At 45.3% G+C, this 16131-nt stretch carries 14 protein-coding genes; 3 read left to right on the forward strand and 11 right to left on the reverse strand.

Annotated features, from left to right (window positions below; translation table 11 throughout):
- Window positions 1-82: 82 nt before the first annotated feature.
- The 8 genes from QT987_RS13385 to QT987_RS13420 all read right to left on the reverse strand — a co-directional run bounded on the left by QT987_RS13385 (window position 83) and on the right by QT987_RS13420 (window position 10507).
- Window positions 83-1435: a cytochrome P450 gene (locus tag QT987_RS13385; RefSeq protein WP_333240565.1), complete on the reverse strand. Its 1353-nt coding sequence runs from the start codon at window positions 1433-1435 to the stop codon at window positions 83-85.
- Between the two features lie 342 nt (window positions 1436-1777).
- Window positions 1778-2284, reverse strand: coding sequence for a MogA/MoaB family molybdenum cofactor biosynthesis protein (locus tag QT987_RS13390; protein ID WP_333240568.1), 507 nt, complete (start codon window positions 2282-2284; stop codon window positions 1778-1780).
- A gap of 179 nt (window positions 2285-2463) precedes the next feature.
- A complete protein-coding gene (psb28, locus tag QT987_RS13395) occupies window positions 2464-2799 on the reverse strand; it encodes a photosystem II reaction center protein Psb28 (RefSeq protein ID WP_333240570.1) in 336 nt (111 codons plus the stop codon).
- A gap of 336 nt (window positions 2800-3135) precedes the next feature.
- Window positions 3136-4599, reverse strand: coding sequence for a DUF1565 domain-containing protein (locus tag QT987_RS13400; RefSeq protein ID WP_333240573.1), 1464 nt, complete (start codon window positions 4597-4599; stop codon window positions 3136-3138).
- Window positions 4600-4884: 285 nt separating this feature from the next.
- Window positions 4885-5481: a Uma2 family endonuclease gene (locus tag QT987_RS13405; protein WP_333240575.1), complete on the reverse strand. Its 597-nt coding sequence runs from the start codon at window positions 5479-5481 to the stop codon at window positions 4885-4887.
- A gap of 166 nt (window positions 5482-5647) precedes the next feature.
- Window positions 5648-7375 carry a hypothetical protein gene (locus QT987_RS13410; protein WP_333240577.1) on the reverse strand — a complete coding sequence of 576 codons (1728 nt, stop codon included), beginning with the start codon at window positions 7373-7375 and terminating at the stop codon, window positions 5648-5650.
- Window positions 7376-7534: 159 nt separating this feature from the next.
- Window positions 7535-8515: an SMP-30/gluconolactonase/LRE family protein gene (locus tag QT987_RS13415; RefSeq protein WP_333240580.1), complete on the reverse strand. Its 981-nt coding sequence runs from the start codon at window positions 8513-8515 to the stop codon at window positions 7535-7537.
- Between the two features lie 267 nt (window positions 8516-8782).
- The gene (locus tag QT987_RS13420) at window positions 8783-10507 is read right to left on the reverse strand and encodes a zinc metalloprotease HtpX (protein ID WP_333240582.1); all 1725 of its coding nucleotides are present in this window, start codon (window positions 10505-10507) and stop codon (window positions 8783-8785) included.
- 226 nt (window positions 10508-10733) lie between these two features.
- On the opposite strand from QT987_RS13420, the gene QT987_RS13425 reads away from it, so the two are divergent.
- From QT987_RS13425 to folB, 3 genes are all read left to right on the forward strand, one after another.
- Window positions 10734-12017: a glutamate-5-semialdehyde dehydrogenase gene (locus QT987_RS13425; RefSeq protein ID WP_333240585.1), complete on the forward strand. Its 1284-nt coding sequence runs from the start codon at window positions 10734-10736 to the stop codon at window positions 12015-12017.
- Between the two features lie 396 nt (window positions 12018-12413).
- Window positions 12414-13781, forward strand: coding sequence for a serine/threonine-protein kinase (locus tag QT987_RS13430; protein ID WP_333240587.1), 1368 nt, complete (start codon window positions 12414-12416; stop codon window positions 13779-13781).
- A 161-nt stretch (window positions 13782-13942) separates the two neighbouring features.
- Window positions 13943-14299, forward strand: coding sequence for a dihydroneopterin aldolase (gene folB, locus QT987_RS13435; RefSeq protein WP_333082878.1), 357 nt, complete (start codon window positions 13943-13945; stop codon window positions 14297-14299).
- A 105-nt stretch (window positions 14300-14404) separates the two neighbouring features.
- Here folB and nuoK read toward each other — a convergent pair whose 3' ends face one another.
- From nuoK to ndhI, 3 genes are all read right to left on the reverse strand, one after another.
- Entirely contained in the window at window positions 14405-14710 is a 306-nt protein-coding gene (nuoK, locus tag QT987_RS13440; protein ID WP_228042566.1) for an NADH-quinone oxidoreductase subunit NuoK, read from the reverse strand.
- A 79-nt stretch (window positions 14711-14789) separates the two neighbouring features.
- Window positions 14790-15413 (reverse strand): NADH-quinone oxidoreductase subunit J, encoded by a 624-nt coding sequence (locus QT987_RS13445; RefSeq protein WP_333057044.1) that lies wholly within the window; start codon window positions 15411-15413, stop codon window positions 14790-14792.
- Between the two features lie 116 nt (window positions 15414-15529).
- Window positions 15530-16105, reverse strand: a complete 576-nt coding sequence (gene ndhI / locus QT987_RS13450) for an NAD(P)H-quinone oxidoreductase subunit I (RefSeq protein ID WP_193975265.1) — start codon at window positions 16103-16105, stop codon at window positions 15530-15532.
- Between the last annotated feature and the right edge of the window lie 26 nt (window positions 16106-16131).

Here is a 16131-nt window from a genome sequence, read left to right on the forward strand (position 1 = left end):
GTCCCGCCCGTCCAAAAAGGACGGGCGGGACGCCCATCCCACAATAACAATTAAAATTGTAAGTTATTTAATTCACTCTCATCTAACGCCGATCGCCCACAACCGTTAATCGGAACCGATCGGGCGGCACAAAGGTGATTCCCCGGCGCGCCGGACGAATTGGCCGATCGAGATTCGATACAAACTCACGGGAAGACAGCACCGTTGCTAAAACGAGCTTCATTTCAAACATCGATAACGCCATCCCGATGCAGCTTCGACTTCCGCCTCCAAACGGGAAAAATTCAGAGGCGGAAAACTTGCGATCTAAAAAGCGATCGGGATTGAACCGGGCGGGATTTTCGTAGGTTTCAGGGCGACGGTGGGCCAAATAGACACAGGGGATTAAAATCGTTCCCCGTTGATATGTATAGCCTTCGAGTTCGATCGTGCGTTTCACCTTGCGCGGCTGCGAAATTAAGGCAATTGGATAAACTCGCAGCGCTTCCTTGCAGACTGCTGTTAAGTAGGGCGACTGCGAAAGCGCGATCGGATCGGGATTCTCGCCTAATTCATCCAATTCCTGCCGCAACCTAGCAAGGCATTCGGGAAACTGATGCAGCCAGTAAAACGCCCAAGTCAAGGCCGATCCAGTCGTTTCATGTCCCAATAACAACAGCGTCATCAACTGATCGCGCAATTCTCGATCGCCGATCGATTCGCCGGTGTCGTAGCGGGCCATCATCAACACTGACAGAATATCCGTGCGAGACGAATCGAGAGAATGCGATCGCCTCTCGGCAATTTCCGCATAAATCAGCGAGTCAATCTGGGCCATCTGCTGCAAAAACTGCCCCCACGGACTCCAAGATCCCAAATTTTGCTGCAAGGGTTCAAAGAAAAATTGTATAGAGTACAGTTCAGACGTAATCGCCTCTAAAAGGTTGCTGAGCAATTGTTTCAGGCGTTCGTAGCGCTCTCCCGGCACTAATCCAAAGACGACTTGCAAGATTACTTGCAGCGAAATTTCTGACATTTCTTCGCGGACTGCGATCGCATCTGGGGCTTTCCAGTCGATCGTCTGCTTTTTCGTCAAATCAACAATCAAATGCCCTTGACTCTGCAACTGTTCCCGATGCAGCGCGGGCATTAATAGCTGTCGCTGTCGCAGATGTCGCGGCCCTTCATTCATAATTAGGGATTCATTTCCCACCAGGGGGCGAAATACGTTGGTCACTTTGCCAAACTCAAAGGCATCGGCTAAGGTCGTAAACACCGCCTGAATCGCTTCTGGAGATCCCAGAAACACTACGGGGGGCGAAGCGGGCCCCAACACGCGGGCGGTAAATGTATCGCCGTATTTGGCCCAGGAGCGATCGAAAAATGCGATCGGGTCAGCTACCAGCGAAAGCGTTTGGAACAAAGCAGGAGAACGAGATCCGGTAGGCAGCGTCATTCGATTTTAGATTTTAGATTTTAGATTTTGGATTGACTTGCGCGAGATAAATTCGGGGGCGTGAGGATTTTAGATTTTAGATTTTGGATTGATTTGCGCGAGATAAATCACGTGGCGGGTAGCACCTTTGAAATTCGCTTGTCATTGCAAAACTGGCGATACACAATCTTTCTAGTGTATATCGATCGACCTTGCACCCTGAAATTTATCTGCGAGCGATCGACGGTAGGCTAGAAACCGGGTTTCTGAGCGTAAGTCCTGATTAACTTACCAAAAGGCGATCGAGTCAAAGCTCGATCGAGCGCCCATACCGGATGCCAGCACAAAAACCAACTCCCGCCCTCACCCTCCGCGCAACTGCGTCACCAAGTGAACTAATTCCGGTAAAATTAGCTTTTCGACAGCTAGTTTCACGCCATTGCTAGAGCCAGGAAGAGAAAAGACTAACTTGCCTTGATACACGCCTGCAACTGCGCGAGAGGCGATCGCCCTCGAACCAATTTCTTGATAGCTCAAAAACCGAAATATCTCCCCAAATCCTGGTAAAATCCTGTCTAGCAAACTTTCCATCACATCATAGGTCGTATCTCGGGGAGCGATGCCCGTGCCACCGTTAAAAATGATTGCATCCACATCTTCACGCTGGGAAAAAGCCTGCATTTGCAATACAATTTTGGCCGCATCATCTTTAACAACAGTGTAAGCTACCACAGAGTGACCCGAATCTTTTAGCAGCTTCTTGGTTAACAAGCCACTCTTGTCTGTTTCTGCCGATCGCGTGTCGCTAACAGTAATGATAGCACAATTTACGGTTATTTTAGATAAGTCGGGGTGAGGAATTTGCGTCATATAACAGATATTTAAGGAAAAAGAAAGAAGCAAGAACGAAGAGGAAATCAGGAAAAGGGAAGAGGGAAGAAGTCATCAGTTAGTTGTGATTTGTTCGTTGTTAGTTATTCATTATCAAATAACTAATAACCAATAACCCATGCCCCATGCCCCATGCCCCATGCCCTATTCCCCATCAATTATGCCTTGCTAAATCCTAAACCGTTGGCTTCCGAGTAGCGTTCCATGAAACGCATAAATCGATCCCATTCTGCGGAACTTTTCATTAAATAAAGAGCTTCCAAACCCGCAGGCTGACCGTTGATGAACTTAGCCTTAACCTCACGAGTGAGGAGTTCGCCTTCGTCGTCGATCATGTACATTCCAGTAATGTCTTCGGTACTGGTGCTGCTGAGAGCTTTGGGATTTTCAAAGATAAACGTGGCAGTGCCTTGCTCTCCGCTTTTAGAACGGGTTAGGCGCACTTCGGGCACAGCATCTTCGTCTATACCCCGAGAGAATTGAATTTTAGCCATAATCTGACAGTCGAACCTTAAGGATTGCTTAATTTCTTAATGTTTAATCATAAAACGATTCGGGTACTAGCAAATCAAGACTTGGGAGAGGGGAAGCGGGTGAGAGTGGGTGAGAGTGAGGCAATCGGAGACAAGGGGGAGGGGAGATGGGTTGGTTCTTCTGAGATATTGCACCATTCTCCATAATCATTTCAGGGCGGGATCTCCTGCCCAACCCCTACGCCCCACAATAAAATCTACTCTTTGTGGAACAGGCATCCTGCCTGTTCTTAAGAATGGTGCAAGATGTGAGTTATTTGTACCCCAAGTTCTCCTCTCCCTTGTCTCCCAATTCCCTTAGACGATGTAGGGAGAGTTAATGGCCTCGGCCCGCTTTGTGGCTACCAGAGTTTGGTAGATGAGGGCGGATATCTCGCCGCGGGTGATGTCGTGGGCGGGGGAAAGCTTTTCGCGCGCGGGATAGTTGACCACGATTTTGCGCTCTGTGGCGGTTGCTATCTCGTCGGTGGCAAAACTGGGAATCTGAGCTCGATCGACATAAACGCTCAAAGAATTGGGGTTGCCGCCGCCCAACTGCAAGCCGTTTACCAAAGATACGATCGCCTGAACTCTAGTCAAATTCTGCTCCGGGCGAAACGTGCTGTCTGGATATCCAGCCAAAAAGCCAGCTCGATTAGCTTGGTCGATCGCTCCCTTGGCCCAAAAATCCGCCCCCACATCCTTAAAAACCGTCACATCACGGCGCGGCACCAATTCAAACGCCTTCGCCAACATAGCCGCATACTGAGCTCTAGTTACAATCTCGTAAGGTTGAAAAGTGCCGTTGGGAAACCCGCTAACAATATTCATCTTTGCTAAGCGATCGATAAAATCCTTAGCCCAATGCGTGCTGATGTCGCTAAATTTTAGCCCTCCAGGAGTCGGAGTTGGCGTCACATTGCCCAAATCAAATAAACCTTTCACCCGCGAAGAATTGAGCTGATTTCCCACCGCATAAATCTTAACCCCAGTCGCATTTTGCAAGTCGAATTCGCCGTTATTCTGAAAGATATTGCCGCCCAAATCTTTAGCATTCCCCATATCTGGCAGCGACTTTTCCTCCGCAGTCAAACCGTATTCCGTATTTTTTTCAATGCGATTATTGCGTAAAATCGGCTGAGATTCTCCTGCTAAAACTATACCGGAGCGATTTTCCAAAATTTGGTTATCAGCAATCAAAGGAGCCGACTGAGCTTCCAGAGAAATGCCGAAATCCGTCTTTTGAAAAATATTGCGCCGTATTACTCCCTTAGCAGTTCCCGCCATAATCACCCCAGCCGCAGAGTTTGCCACAAATATGTTGTCGAGAATCGCAGGATTAGCGCTACCCGTGGCAAAAACGCCTCCGCGCTTACAAAGTGTGAAAGTGCAGTTAGCCACAGTCGGAGAAGTTGACTCAATCCAGACTCCCGTGCCGCGACTATCGAGATTCGTAACAGTTACTCCCCGCAATTGGGAATTACTTGCTAGCAGTATGGTGATATTTTGGCCCGCAGCGGTGGGACTGACAAATTTGCCGCTGCCTTGAATTAGAATGCCTCTACCTTTGTTAGTTTCATTGCCAATAACTTTTACTCCCGATGGAATTTCCAAGGGGAATTTTTCACCACTAGCAGCGCTGTAAGTTCCCGGTGCTAACTGAATCGTAGTTCCCGATGCAGCGCGACTGACGATCGCGCGGGCTATAGTTTTGAATGGAGCCGATTGAGTGCCGGCCGCGGAATCGCTGCCTGTTAGCGGGTTGACGTAAAGTGTTGTCATGTTTTTGTTGAAGAGATAATTGGCGATCGAGCTTTTGTGCAATTTTCATTGTCTGTGAACTTGACCCCGAATCTATATTCAGCTTTTATCAGGAAGACACCCACAGGGGATGACAACCATAGGGGAATTGCCCTACAAAGGACTATATTTCTCCTTACCAGAAACAGCAAATATCCGATTTATTAAAGAAGTCAGGTATCAGGATTTTCTATTAAACATCTCCAAAAAAGCAAGCTTTGAACAGGCAAGATGCCTGTTCCACAATAATTATTGGAGATGTCTATTTCATTCGCAGACAGTCGAGATTCCCTGGCCGAAAACCTTAACCGCTTCAGCCAAATCAGTTTCACCCATTAAAATGCAGCGTCTTAGCAAATCGATATCCAGCGTTTCCAATCCTGACAGTTGACTCTGAATTACTTGCTCGTAGCCATCTTCCCGAAGATGATACAGCCGCAGCGTGCCATCTTCCCAAAACCAGATTTCAGGCACGCCCAAAGCTCGATATTTTGGCAACTTGCTCAGTCCACCGCTAGTATAAACCACCTCGATCGACAAATCGGGAATCAACTTAGGTTCTCCCAAACAAAACGATTTGTCTGCTTGAGTAGAAGCTTCTGGCGTCTTCTCCTGCGTCATTGAACCAGAAGGGTAAAACTTAATACCTTGTTGCAGCAGAAAAGTAGTCACCAAGTAACCAATGATTTCCGAAAAATTTTCGTGTTGGAATCCCGGCATCAGAATCTCGATCGCCCCTGCAAAAAAAGACAACTTTATGCCAGGGGAATCTTCCGAAACCTTCTGGATTAACTTGAATTGCTCCCAAGTGCCGTTGAGCACCACTCGCCCATCGAGAGTTTCCCGATCGAGAACTTGTGTCATTGACCCGCACCATTATCTCCTATTGGCATTATAACGCATTGTGCGATCGCTCCTACAGAAGATCCGTGCAGCAATTGTAGCTTCAAAATCCGAACAGTTATCTCTAGTTCCCAGGCTCTTCCTAAGAACACATATCCCAAGGCTCTGCCTCGCCTTAACTCCCAGCCTATTTCACAATACAAGACGCATCCAAAACCACTAGAATTTCATTCTGAAAAACCGCACAACTTGTCATTGCTGAAGCTAATGCGGGAATTTTCCCTTGTTCGAGAGAAAGGCTCGCCTCCGGTATAGAATCAAATTGATTTAGCCAGCCATCATCCTTTATATACTGAAGACTCAAAGCATTGCGATCTATCATCCAAAAATCAACTCCATATTGATTGATAAAATTTTGCAATACAGCTCGATCGGGAGTGTATTGAGCGCGAATTAAATCGTTAAGTCGCTGCAGATATCTGCTGTAGTAGCCTTTCTGATACGGCACTGCATATTCTTTTGCCACCAGAACCGAACGCTGGCTAAAGGTTGGCAAATGATCCGTATCGGTCGCGATCGAAGCAATCAATATATCTTTAGGTTGTTGCTCAAAAAATTTGTACAAAGCTGGCATTTTACCTTCTACATACCCGACAGTGGGGAATTTTTTGACCAAGGCGGGATAAAGGACAACGGCGATAGCGATTGTCGCTGTCGTAATTAGTGCCACTAGATTTTTTAAATGAAATATTGTTGCTGTTTTTGATGCCCAATGACCGACTCCATCGATAATTAAAGTGAGGGCGATCGCAGTTATTAAAACAACAATAAATCGCAAGCTGTAAGCTGTATATCTACCTGGTTGATATAGCTTAAAAATGGTAGCGTGAGCCGCAAAAAACATCGCAGATGATGCTAAAAATAGCTGAAGCAAAAGCCAGATTTTGCTTTGAATCTGATTTGCTAAGGGAAAAGCCGATCGCAAAAACAGCAGCAGCGGAAATAACAGCCCGACACAGTGAGTTACAGGCGTAAACAGCGACTTGGGAAACATCCCGCTACCCCGCCCTGTCAACCAATAATCTTTGGGATTTGGGCGAAAAAAAGCATTTCTGCCGTTGGGGGCAAATTCGGCCATTTGCTTCGCTTCTGCTGCGGTATAAGTTGGGCCAAATTCAGAGTTATCTAAGGCATAGGGCAGCATTACTAAAAAGATTACTCCCAAACCTGTAGTGCAAAATAGGTAATTTGTTCGATCGCCCGACAAGCGCAAACCGCCTTTTTTCCAGCATAGCAGGCGCAAAACTAAAATTCCAGCAGCAACCAAGGCATAAGGAGGATAGAATAGTCCGATCAGCGCGATCGCCCCCAAACAAGGCAGCAACGAACTGCGCGACAAATAATATAAAAAAGCCAGAAATATCGGATAGATAAAAGCTCTTGGCGTTGTGGAAGCCAAATCATCAGTCATCCACATATGCTGATTTAACAGCAAAGATGCAATAAATCCAGTCATCGGCACTGGCAATATTTCTAGGCAAAGGCCAAAACAGTAATAGGTGGAGATTAAGCCGAGAAATAGTGGCAATATTTTGTGAAATAATAGCGGGTGAATGCCAACTGTTGCTGCTAATTTGTAGAGTGTGCTGTATCCTGCGGGGGCGACAGATTGAAAGTAATTAGCAATGAAATCGTTGGGGAATAATTCAGGATCGACAAATCGCATCATCCAGAAAACGTGCTGCCTCGCATCGTCTTGCACGATATACTCACCGCTAAAGGCTTGCTTGAGTCCTAAAATAGCATAGATGGCGGCAAATGTCAGGCTCAGAGTCAACCAAAATATTGTGTGCGATCGCGATGTGCGATCGACTGTAGCAGTCAGAAATTTGTGCAACCGAGCTATTAATACCATTTTAGATTTTAGATTTGAGATTTGAGAATTGGGAATGACTGATTTTGACAAGTAGGATTATATTATGCCAGGTCAATTACCCCTAATAAAAAGTGTTTGCCGTAAGGACTTTAGTCCTCACGACAAACCGCTTTATTTTCAACTTCGCCTTATTTTAGATTATTTTCCAGGCCGCACGCCCGCAATTTTAAGGCGAATCCGATACAGACTTGTACTTCCCGTAATATAAAGCGTTTTGCGATCGCTTTCTCCCCAAGCCAAATTAGTCGCCGTCTCAGGCACAGAAATCTTCCCCAAAAGCTTGCCATCCGGCGAGAAAATCCACACTCCCCCCGGCCCGGTGCTGTAAACATTCCCCTCTACATCAACTTTTAAACCGTCGGGTACTCCGCTTTGACTGGCATCTTTTAACTCCGCAAAAAGCTGCTGGTTAGTAACAGTTCCGTCCGGTTTTACATCGAAAACAGCAATATATCCCGCTTCCGAATTGTTGACATAAAGTTTTTGCTCGTCTGGTGAAAAGGCGATGCCATTCGGCAGCACCAAATCCTTAACCAGCAGAGTTAATTTTCCGTCGGGTGCCAGCCTGTAAACACCGTAAAAACCTAATTCTTCCTGCTCTTTACTAACACCGTAGGACGGATCGGTAAAATAAATACTACCGTCGGATTTAACAACCAAATCGTTCGGGCTGTTGAGCCGCTTGCCCTCGTATCTATCCGCCAAGGTGATAACTTTTCCGTCCTTTTCTGTACGGGAGACGCGGCGATTTTCGTGTTCGCCAGTAAGTAAGCGGTTTTCTTTGTCTAAAGTATTCCCGTTGGCTTTTCCCGAAGGGCGGCGAAATACCTCAACTTGCTGATTTGAGCCAAATTTATAGATAATATTGGCGGGAATATCGCTGAACAGCAAAAAGCCGTCTGGATGCCAAATCGGGCCTTCTATAAATTGGAAATTGCTAGCTAGTTTTTCTAGTTTGGCGCTGTCATCGAGAATACTTTGCATGGTATTTTTTGTGTTCTGGTTTTCCGTTTTAGCGGTCATTTTTGTTAAGTTTCCGCTAAGTATTTCGCTAGGACTGCTGACTGCTAAAGTTAATACCATCAACAACAAACTAATTGTAGCAATTTTGATTGTCATGTTTGCTCATAAATAAATTATTTCCTTCCCGCCATAAGATTAACTATCTCCTTCTTTACTTCTTCCTTTCTTCTTTCTTTTCTCCAAGAGCGCTATCGCGCCCCTTCGCTAACAAATCTAAAGCGGTTCGTAAACTCACTCTTTTGTCCAGCAAAAAAGATGATTGAGAGCGGTATTAAATTTAATAGTACCGTATGGAACAAAAAAATTAAGCTCTAAAATGCGAGCTTAATTATATTTAACTTAAAAGGTTTTACCTGTCAACTGTTAAGCTGGAAATAAAACAAATAGCGCCGCAATACCAAGAACTATCGCACCGATACCCATCACAAAAGACCAGAAGCGGTGATAACTGTTAACCACCGTACCGCTATCGCTTTCAAGCTGAATCAAATCCATCCAAGGTGCAACACCCCGGCGGAACCAACCCAAAGTCCTAACATCCATCCCAATCAAACTTTCAACCCGTTTCATGCCAAACATAAAATTACCAATTGGCCCAAAACGAGAAGCATAGCGCAGATAAATCATTCCCGTTCTGTCTTGCAATTTCAAATCAGAACCAAACGCATAGCCCGCATCGCCGCGACCAATTAATTCGCCTTGTAGTTGCGCCGGTTGACCCCGCAAAGGACTTGCGTAAGGGTCAGACATTAAGGTTAAAACATCCAAATGTTCGGCTTGTTTGTAATTCGGGAACATCACCAGAGTTTTGAGCAAAATTCCCGTCCCCAAACCGATTAAAGGACAAGCAACCATCATCATCGGGTTTACAGCATACAGCGCAATGCCGATCGCAAAACCCACCGCTAAGCCCAGAGTTTCTGCACTGTACAGCAGCAAATCGAACACAAAATTGCCGTACAATCTCCGCTTGCTCAAATCGTTGCCTTCGCCGACAATCCGGCCCATGTCAAACTCAATATCCAAGCCTAATTGTTCGGCATAAGTGCTCAAAGCGCGAACTCGTTTACCAGTCAGCGGGTGAGTAGAGTTCAACTCCATCCACCAACCCCACGGATTAAACATATCCCACAAAAACACTCGCCCAATCTTTTCTGGTTCCGAAGAAATCCTGTAAGCAGTGCCAGTAGATGTGGCAGCTTTGGCATCGTAAATGCCTAAAGCGCGAGTTCCTTCTAATAAGCTGCTGGGTTCTGTTGCTCTTTGTCCTTCTTCCAAAATACCGTAAGCAATTTTTACCAAAGCGCGGGATAAAGCATTGGGATTGCCCGTAGTTTCGGCAGCAAAATGGTCGGCAAAATATTCTCGCGTCCGCGACAAATATAGCAATAAATAAGTGCCGGCGATGTAAAACAAATAAGCAACAGCAGCTACCGTACCGGCCGCATCTTTAGCTTTTTCCCCACCACTTCTACCCATTCTTTGAGTTGTAGTGTAAATTAAATAAGTAATCTGCACCAAAGTCGAAGCTAAAGTCATTACTGCAAAGTCCCAGTGGACGATGTGACCGAGTTCGTGGGCGTAAACAGTGGCAATTTCCTCGTCGTCTAAATAGGTAAAAAGACCTTGACTGACGACTAACCGAGCGCTGTTGGGAAATGAACCGTAAGTAAAAGCAGTAGGGTTTTGGTCGTCGATAATTCCTAAACGCGGACAAGAGAGTTTTTTCTGCTTGCAAACCTTCTGAATAACTTTAGCTGTTTCGGGACTTAGGCTTTCAATTTCTGCTAGGGAAACCCAGCGAGTATGGTATAGCCAATTTTGGCTTAAGTCCATCAAGTAAGGTGATAGGAAAAAAGCAGCGATGTTAAAAATCAGAGTTATGGGAAGTGCGATCGCCAACCCGGCGACTGGATCGGGACTGCTGAGAATCAAAACAGAGGCTAAAGATAGCGCTAACACCATACCAAACAGCAGGCTGATGGTGACGCCGGAAGCTAAAACGAGATTTCCGCCAGTTTTCTGTATCAGTTTAACGCCGGCTTTGGCTGCTCGCCCTGCCTTGCGTAAAGGGGCATGAGATGACATAATAATCTCCAAAGGTTATTGACAAAAGGAAATGACCGTGGGATTTTATCTATACTTCACTGTTTTAACCTGTTAATGCGGATTGCTGTAAGGGGTCTCAACAAAAATATAGAATTTCCTCTAGAATTGTTAAGACTGAAAACCGCCCCCAAATTTATTTTTGCGGATTCAATTCCAAACTCAAAATTCAAAACCGAACAATCAAAACTATTTAAAAGTTACTGCCATGTCTATTATTGAAATTGCCCAAAAAACGCGCGGATCTGCTAGAAAATTGGCAGTTTTGTCCGCTGAGGCCAAAAATCAAGCTATTGAAGCTATTGCGAAAGCTTTAGAAGCTGCTGCGCCGGATATTGTGGGGGCGAATGCTGCTGACTGCAAGGCGGCTGAGGCTGATGGAATTGCGAAACCGCTGTACGATCGCCTAAAGTTGGATGAGAGCAAGTTGAAAAGTGCGATCGCGGGCGTGCGAGACGTTGCGAAACTCCCAGATCCGATCGGTGTCGTGCAAATCCACCGTGAATTGGATACAGGATTAATTCTGAAGCGCATCACCTGTCCTTTGGGCGTTTTAGGCATTATTTTTGAAGCGCGCCCAGAAGCTTTAATTCAGATAGTATCCTTGGCAATCAAATCAGGAAATGGCGTCATTCTCAAAGGTGGCAAAGAAGCAGTCCGTTCCTGCGAAATCTTGACCAAAGTGATACATCAAGCATTAGCAGAAACTGCGGTTAATCCAGAAGTCGTGCAGTTGCTAACCACGCGGGAAGAAACAATCGAACTGCTAAAAATGGATGAATATGTAGATTTGATTATTCCCAGAGGTTCTAATTCCTTCGTGCGGTTCGTGCAGGAAAATACGCGGATTCCCGTGTTAGGACACGCCGACGGAATTTGTCATTTGTACGCAGACAAAGCAGCGGATATTCAGAAAGCCGTAGAGATTTGTGTAGATGCAAAAACCCAGTATCCCGCCGCCTGCAATGCCATTGAAACCTTGTTAGTTCACAGGGCGATCGCCCCCAGATTCCTGCCCGCTATCGCCACAGCTTTGCAGCAGAAAAAAGTGGAATTGCGGGGAGACGAAAAAACTCGCGCCCTCCTCGAAAATATTGCCGAAGCCAATGAAACAGATTGGTCTACAGAATACAGCGATTTGATTTTGTCAATCAAAATAGTAGATTCTGTGGAAGAGGCAATTAATCACATCAATACTTACGGTTCCAGACACACCGATGTCATTGTAACCGAAGACAGCGAAGTCGCCGAAACTTTTTTAAATGGAGTCGATGCGGCCGGAGTTTATCACAATTGTTCGACTAGATTTGCCGACGGTTTCCGCTACGGCTTCGGTGCAGAAGTGGGGATTAGCACGCAGCAAATGCCGCCTCGCGGGCCTGTTGGTTTAGAGGGGTTGATTACCTATAAGTATCGAGTTGTTGGAGATGGCCATGTTGCCGCGAGTTATGTAGGGAAAGATGCTAAGGAATTTACCCATCGGGATTTGTAAATCCTCCATAGCCGATCAAACCCGACAATAAAAAAGCCTGTAGGGGCGGGTTTTACAAACAATATTTGATGTTCACGAACAATTTATATAAACCCGCCCCTAGACAGCCGATAATCCAAATTAACCTGATGTTCGATCGCAGGCGAAAAATGTAGATTTAGATTGGTCGTTGGGTGGGGGCGGGTTTATTATATTTTTGGTTGATAACATAGATGGTTGGTAAAACCCGCCCCTACGATATCCTGTAGATACTGAATCTTAACCAAAGTGTCGCTTCTCCTTCATCCATCCCAAAAAAAGCGATCGCCCTTCCTTCCCTCGCATTCAAACAAACTTAGCTACAATAAGCTATACTGTGCTCGGCGACTCCCCAACTCGAACAATTTGCCGTGGTTTATGTCTAACTCCTCCCTCCTCGCCCCCGGTTCAACTCTCGAAAAACGCTACCGCATCCTCCGCGAATTGGGCCGCGGTGGCTTCGGCCGCACTTACCTCGCCGAAGATATCAACCGCTACAACGAACATTGCGTGCTCAAAGAGTTTTCTCCGGTGGTGCACAGCCCGAAAGCCGCCGAATTGTTCGATCGCGAAGCGAGTATGCTTTACCACCTCCAACACCCGCAAATTCCCCGTTTTCGAGAACTCCTGCGAACCGATTTGGCTGGGAATCCATCTTTATTTTTAGTCCAAGATTATATCAAAGGTCAAACCTACGAAGAAATATTGATATCGCGCCAGCAGCAAGGTAAAAATTTTACCGAAGCTGAAGTTACTCAACTGCTATTTCAGCTTTTACCAGTTTTAGAATACATCCACTCGAAAAATTTAATTCATCGCGATATTTCCCCGGATAATATTATTCAGCATGATGCTGACAAACTACCATTTTTAATTGATTTCGGTTCTGTTAAACAAATCGCAGCCAATGCCGTACTTCAGTTTAACGGACAATCGGATACGGCGATCGGCAAACAGGGTTATTCCCCAGCCGAACAAATGCGACTGGGGAAAGTTTCTGCCGCTAGCGATTTGTATGCTTTAGCCGTGACGGCTTTGGTACTGCTAAGCGGCAAAAAGCCTCAAAAATTGTACGATATCAATAATAAAACTTGGGATTGGCGATCGCACGTCAGTGTCAGCCCAAATTTAGCCACGGTATTGGATCGGATGTTAGCAGAACAACCGGGCGATCGCTACCAATCTGCAAAAGCAGTCCGCGAAGCACTCAAAGATCCAAAACTCTCTCAAATTGGCAGTATAATTTCCCAAATGGTGACAATGAACTTTGTCGGCCGCCCTTTCAAAAACACCACTCAAACTGCTACCAGCAATCATACCCCTGTTCACCAAAATCCTCAACTGGTTAATAACAACCCCACATTCAAGTTAATTCCTTGGAAAACCCTAGGGAGTTTAAGTGTCATTTTGGTGCCGGGAATTTTAGCTTTTAGTGTAGTTAAATCTGGTTTTACGTTGCCAAAGTTGCCGGATTTACCTAAATTTTCTGCGCGCCAGCAACCTCCCGATACATCCTTAGAGGAAGCAGAAATAATTCGTCAAGAAAACATTGGGAAACGACGCAAAAATCTCAATATAAATCAAGATATATTCTATCAAAAAGTTGATGAATTATATTACAATAAATATCCCGAATTCCAAGGTCGTACCTTGACAGAAAAGCCAGAAGATGCTGAAATTAGGCGGAAATGGTATGAAGTTGCTGAGGATTTATTGGACAAGTTGGAGAAAGGAGGACGGTTGTGAAATTTAAGATAGAATAAGAGTGATTGAACCGCAGAGGGCGCAGAGGGCGCAGAGGGAAGAGGAAGAGGGCAAAGGGCAAAAAAAGAGAGGGAAGAGAAAGAGAACTTTATCTGGTTTAATACAAATTGGTATAGAACAACGCACTTTTAGTTTATTGCAAAATGGATTCTATTCAACTTACAGGAATTCGCTGTTACGGATATACGGGCTATCTGCCGGAAGAGCAAGTTTTGGGGCAGTGGTTTGAAGTGGATGTTACTCTCTGGCTGGATTTATCGCAAGCTGGAAAAAGTGATGATATTCAACATACTCTTGATTACCGCAGCGCAATTACTCTGATTCAAAAGCTAGTCAAAGAGTCGAAATTTTTATTAATCGAACGCCTAGCAGATACTATTGCTCAAGCGCTTTTAGAACTACCGTTAGTCGAAAAAGTTAAACTACAACTCTCGAAACCTGCTGCCCCCATCCCTGATTTCGGGGGTAGAATTACTCTAGAAATTACTAGAAGTCATTAGTCCTTAGTCCTTAGTCCTTAGTCCTTAGTCCTTAGTCATCAGTCTTTAATCTGCATTAGTTTGTCGCTAATGACTGATGACTGATGACTGATGACTATTGATTAATTACCACTTCAGCAAGTTAAATTCTTCCATGTCTACGGTATTGCGGTTGCGATAAATCGCCAAAACAATTGCCAAACCCACCGCAGCTTCAGCCGCGGCTACCGTAACTACAAACACGGTAAATACTTGGCCCTTAATTTGTACGGGGTCGAGATAATTGGAGAAACCCATCAAATTGAGATTGACAGCATTCAGCATCAACTCGATCGACATCAACACGCGCACTGCATTTCTGCTGGTAATCAAACCGTAAATGCCAATACAGAAAAGTGCGGCGGCTAATAACAGGAAATACTGGAGTTGCAGTTGCATAAATTTTGCGATTTTGTCTCAATCTAAAGTTACTACAAAACTAACACTATGGTGCGCTCAGCGCACCATAATATTACTTAGATTCTGGCGAAGACACATCTCCGGCCGAAACTAATTCGCGAGGTCTTTCCGGCAAACTAAAAGCTGGTGTTTCAGATAGCTTGTTGGACAATTCATCTGGCAAGAAATCGCGGCGCGCCAAGACAATGGCTCCTACCATTGCCATTAACAAAAATACTGATGCTAACTCGAAAGGCAGCAAAAAGTCGGTGAAGAAATGTTTGGCGATTGTGACGATCGAACTTTCGGCCGGTGCTCCTGTCGTCGCGACAATAGTCCAAGGAGTAGACACCACCATCGTACCCAAAAGCGCAAACAAGCCTACGCAAACTACTGCTGTTGCTACTTGACGCACCCAAGCGTTGGGAATTGTGCGGAAATCTTCGCGCTTGTTCACCAACATAATCGCAAACAAAATCAAGACGTTAACAGCGCCCACATAAATCAATACCTGTGCTGCTGCTACAAAGTCGGCATTCAGCAACAGGTACAAGCCGGCAATGCTGGTAAATACGCCGCACAGCAAAAAGGCTGAGTAAACGATATTTGAGAACAGCACTACTCCTAGTGCTCCTGCAATCATCATTACGGACAATATTCCAAATGAAACAATTTGAACCCCTTCAGCTAGATTCACAATTTTTTATCCTCAATTATTAGTGTTCTATTGTTCGTTTTTACTCATTAGTTAGCAGTCATTAATAATTGGTTATTTCACTAATGACTGATGACTGCTGACTAATGACTAATGACTTACTTTTCGATAATTTCCTCTGGACGCAGACCGGCGCGGCGATCGGTGTAGGAAACTTCATGGGGGTCGATCGCACCTTTCGGCAAATAAGCGAATTCCCGCATCGGTGTCACCATCGGGTCATCTGTAACCTTGTAGGGCAAACGTCCCAGGGCCACGTTGTCATAATTCAATTCGTGACGTTCGTAGGCGGCTAACTCGTATTCTTCTGTCATGGACAAACAATTAGTCGGACAATATTCTACGCAGTTGCCGCAGAAGATACACACTCCGAAATCGATACTGTAGTGCTTGAGTTGCTTCTTCTTAGTTTCTTTGTTAAATTCCCAATCCACTACAGGTAAGTTGATCGGACACACCCGAACGCAAACTTCGCAGGAGATGCACTTGTCAAATTCAAAGTGAATTCTGCCCCGAAAACGTTCGGAAGGAATTAATTTCTCGTAAGGATACTGCACCGTAATCGGGCGGCGTCTCATGTGGTCAAAAGTAACAGATAGCCCTTGACCGATATACTTAGCAGCTTGAAGAGTCTCTTTGGCGTATTCGCCTACTTGATTGAGGAATTTTAGCATCGTGTTCTCTCTCTGTACTTGAGTTT

The organism is Microcoleus sp. SVA1B4 (assembly GCF_036700545.1).
Classification (GTDB): domain Bacteria; phylum Cyanobacteriota; class Cyanobacteriia; order Cyanobacteriales; family Microcoleaceae; genus Microcoleus.

What these genes read in the sequence shown, in the direction of transcription:
- QT987_RS13405 (WP_333240575.1), bottom strand. Translation starts at nt 5,481, where the DNA reads ATGACACAAGTTCTCGATCGGGAAACTCTCGATGGGCGAGTGGTGCTC.
- QT987_RS13400 (WP_333240573.1), bottom strand. Translation starts at nt 4,599, where the DNA reads ATGACAACACTTTACGTCAACCCGCTAACAGGCAGCGATTCCGCGGCC.
- QT987_RS13410 (WP_333240577.1), bottom strand. Translation starts at nt 7,375, where the DNA reads ATGGTATTAATAGCTCGGTTGCACAAATTTCTGACTGCTACAGTCGAT.
- QT987_RS13415 (WP_333240580.1), bottom strand. Translation starts at nt 8,515, where the DNA reads ATGACAATCAAAATTGCTACAATTAGTTTGTTGTTGATGGTATTAACT.
- folB (WP_333082878.1), top strand. Translation starts at nt 13,943, where the DNA reads ATGGATTCTATTCAACTTACAGGAATTCGCTGTTACGGATATACGGGC.
- QT987_RS13425 (WP_333240585.1), top strand. Translation starts at nt 10,734, where the DNA reads ATGTCTATTATTGAAATTGCCCAAAAAACGCGCGGATCTGCTAGAAAA.
- QT987_RS13430 (WP_333240587.1), top strand. Translation starts at nt 12,414, where the DNA reads ATGTCTAACTCCTCCCTCCTCGCCCCCGGTTCAACTCTCGAAAAACGC.
- QT987_RS13385 (WP_333240565.1), bottom strand. Translation starts at nt 1,435, where the DNA reads ATGACGCTGCCTACCGGATCTCGTTCTCCTGCTTTGTTCCAAACGCTT.
- QT987_RS13390 (WP_333240568.1), bottom strand. Translation starts at nt 2,284, where the DNA reads ATGACGCAAATTCCTCACCCCGACTTATCTAAAATAACCGTAAATTGT.
- ndhI (WP_193975265.1), bottom strand. Translation starts at nt 16,105, where the DNA reads ATGCTAAAATTCCTCAATCAAGTAGGCGAATACGCCAAAGAGACTCTT.
- QT987_RS13420 (WP_333240582.1), bottom strand. Translation starts at nt 10,507, where the DNA reads ATGTCATCTCATGCCCCTTTACGCAAGGCAGGGCGAGCAGCCAAAGCC.
- psb28 (WP_333240570.1), bottom strand. Translation starts at nt 2,799, where the DNA reads ATGGCTAAAATTCAATTCTCTCGGGGTATAGACGAAGATGCTGTGCCC.